The 2,367-nt window shown below is 73.2% G+C and carries 4 protein-coding genes; 3 read left to right on the top strand and 1 reads right to left on the bottom strand.

The genetic code is table 11. The annotated features are described in order from the left end of the window. A partial coding sequence (locus tag ACRDTB_RS38010; RefSeq protein ID WP_431437125.1) for a hypothetical protein occupies nt 1–328 on the bottom strand: 328 nt, incomplete at its 3' end. 49 nt (nt 329–377) lie between these two features. Between ACRDTB_RS38010 and ACRDTB_RS38005 the strand changes: the two genes are divergently transcribed. The 3 genes from ACRDTB_RS38005 to ACRDTB_RS37995 all read left to right on the top strand — a co-directional run. Beyond that, complete coding sequence (locus tag ACRDTB_RS38005; RefSeq protein ID WP_431437123.1) at nt 378–1,133, top strand: maleylpyruvate isomerase N-terminal domain-containing protein; 756 nt, start codon at nt 378–380, stop codon at nt 1,131–1,133. Between the two features lie 9 nt (nt 1,134–1,142). After that, nucleotides 1,143–1,778 (top strand): response regulator, encoded by a 636-nt coding sequence (locus ACRDTB_RS38000; RefSeq protein ID WP_431437121.1) that lies wholly within the window; start codon nt 1,143–1,145, stop codon nt 1,776–1,778. A 4-nt stretch (nt 1,779–1,782) separates the two neighbouring features. Further along, nucleotides 1,783–2,367: hypothetical protein (locus ACRDTB_RS37995; protein WP_431437120.1), on the top strand; the 585-nt coding region annotated here is incomplete at its 3' end.

The raw sequence follows: 2,367 nt of genomic DNA, 5'->3' as shown, positions 1-2,367 counted from the left end.
CGACGCGGCTGCGCTCGCGGCCGCGCACGGGCTCGCCGGCCGCCGGCTCGAGGTGCCACACGCGCGGCCCCCATGACTGCTCGATGCGGATCCGGCCGAGCGGCTCGGTGGCGCTGACCTCGAGGTGCCTGGCCGGCGGGCGGGTCCGGACCGTGCAGACAAGCTCGGCGCGGCTCTCGTTGCGGTGGACGGTCAGCTCGGGGGCGAAGCGCGCCTTCCGGGCGAACCCGACCAGGTCGCCGGACGGCCGGGCGCGCACCTCGTACTCGTCGGCGAACGGACGCAACCGCTTGCGCACCAGGAGGTGGCGCTGGTCGGTGGTCAGCATCCGGCGATCATCCCGAAAATTGTCGGTGGGCCGTGGTTAGGTCCGCGGCGTGGACGAGTCGAGATTTCACGAGTGCCTCGAGGCGGACTACCGGCGGCTGCGTGAGGTGGCCGCGGGCGCGCTGGGCGAGACGGTGCCGAGCTGTCCCGGTTGGACGGGCGCCGACCTCGCCAACCACGTCGCGGAGGTCTACCTACACAAGACGGAGATCATGCGACATGGTGCCGAGCCGCATCCGTGGCCACCCGACCTCGGCGGCGACCCGCTGGCGGCACTGGACAACGCGTACCGCGAGCTGATCTCGGAGTTCGGTGCCCACAAGCCGGACGAGCCGACGCCGAGCTGGTACGAGGGGACGCAGACGGTCGGCTGGTGGCTGCGGCGGATGGCGCAGGAGACCGTGATCCACCGCGTCGACGCCGAGCTCGCGGCCGGTGCGGAGCTCACGCCGATCCCGGCGGACCTAGCCGCGGACGGCATCGACGAGGTGCTGGTGTGCTTCCTCGCCTACGGGACCACGGCCTACCCCGAGTACGTCGCCGACCACATTGCGGCCTGCGACGGCGACACCGTGCGGATCGACGTGCCCGAGGCGAGCTGGTTGGTACAGCTCGGCCCGGACGTGGTCACGGTCGAGCCGGTCGACGCGGGGGCCGGGGCGGACACGGACGCCGTCTTACGCGGGTCCGCGGACGCGGTGCTGCGCTGGCTGTGGCGCCGGGCGGGCAACGACGCGGTCGAGCCGGACGGCAACCGGGCCGCGGTGGGCAAGCTGCACAACCTGCTGGGGGTGGTCGAGCAATAGGCTGAACGCATGCCGGTTCGCGTGGCGCTCGTCGACGACCACGAGGTGGTGCGGCGCGGGCTGCGGGACCTGCTGGACGGCGAGCCGGGGATCGAGGTGGTGGCCGAGGCGGGCGGCGTCGACGAGGCGCTGACCCGGATCGGGGCGACCGGGCCCGACGTGGTGGTGGTCGACGTGCGGCTGCCGGACGGCGACGGTGTCTCGCTGTGCCGGAGGCTGCGGTCGCGCGACCCCGCGCCGAAGTGCCTGGTGCTGACCGCGTTCGACGACGAGCAGGCCCTGGTCGAGGCGATCATGGCGGGCGCGTCGGGCTACCTGCTCAAACAGGTGCGCGGCCAGGACCTGGTGGACGCGGTGCGCGAGGTCGCGGCGGGCCGGTCGCTGCTGGATCCGGTGACCACGGCCCGCGTGCTCGACCGGATGCGCCGGTCGGCCGAGACGGACGAGCTGTCCGCGCTGACCGACCGCGAGCGCCACGTGCTCGAGCTGATGGGCGAGGGCCTCACGAATCGGCAGATCGCGGAGCGGCTGTTCCTCGCGGAGAAGACCGTGAAGAACTACGTGACGTCCGTGCTCGCGAAGCTCGGTATGGAGCGGCGCACGCAGGCGGTCGCGTGGATCGCCCGGCACCCGCGGAGGGACTGATCGCGTGGGCGTGCCCGGGGACCTCGAGGTCGCGCTCAACGAGGCCACGGTCGTGGGGCTGCGGGCCGAGCCGGGCCGGGCGGTGAGCCTGCTGCTGCATGTGCTGGCGCTGCCGGAGGAGGGTCCGCCGGACCCGGACACCCGCCGGGCGCTGGTGCTCTCGGGCGTGTCGCGGGTTCGGGTGCTGCTGCGGCGCGACATCCCGGGCGAGGTGGACTACGGCCCGGCCGTGCCGCTGGCCGACCTGGCCGCGGTCGAGGAGTTCTTCGCCTCGCTCACGCACACGGGGGATCTGTACGGCTGGGAGTTCCTCGACGCGCCGGACCTCGTCGCGGACTGGCCGGCGGAGGTGAGCCTGGAACTGATGTTGGCCGACGCGGTGGTGGGGACGCACTCGCTGTACTGGTTCAACGAGTGCGGCACGCCGGACGGATCGTTCTGCATCGAAGGGCTGGTGGAGTTCACCGACGTGACCGCGCGGCACGCCGACGGCACGCCGGTGCCGATCGAGGAGTTCGTCGCGGACGGCAGGCGCTGGTGGCAGGCGTTCCGCACGGGCGACCCGCGGGTCGTGCCGGCAGCCCAGCGG

It is taken from the genome of Actinophytocola sp. (assembly GCF_050699935.1).
Taxonomy (GTDB): domain Bacteria; phylum Actinomycetota; class Actinomycetes; order Mycobacteriales; family Pseudonocardiaceae; genus Actinophytocola.
The sequence above is the reverse complement of the archived record's forward strand: the minus strand, read 5'-3'. Positions and strand labels throughout refer to the sequence as shown.

Bases quoted from the DNA above. Each gene is read 5' to 3' on its own strand.
- ACRDTB_RS38000 (WP_431437121.1), top strand. From the start codon at position 1,143: ATGCCGGTTCGCGTGGCGCTCGTCGACGACCACGAGGTGGTGCGGCGC.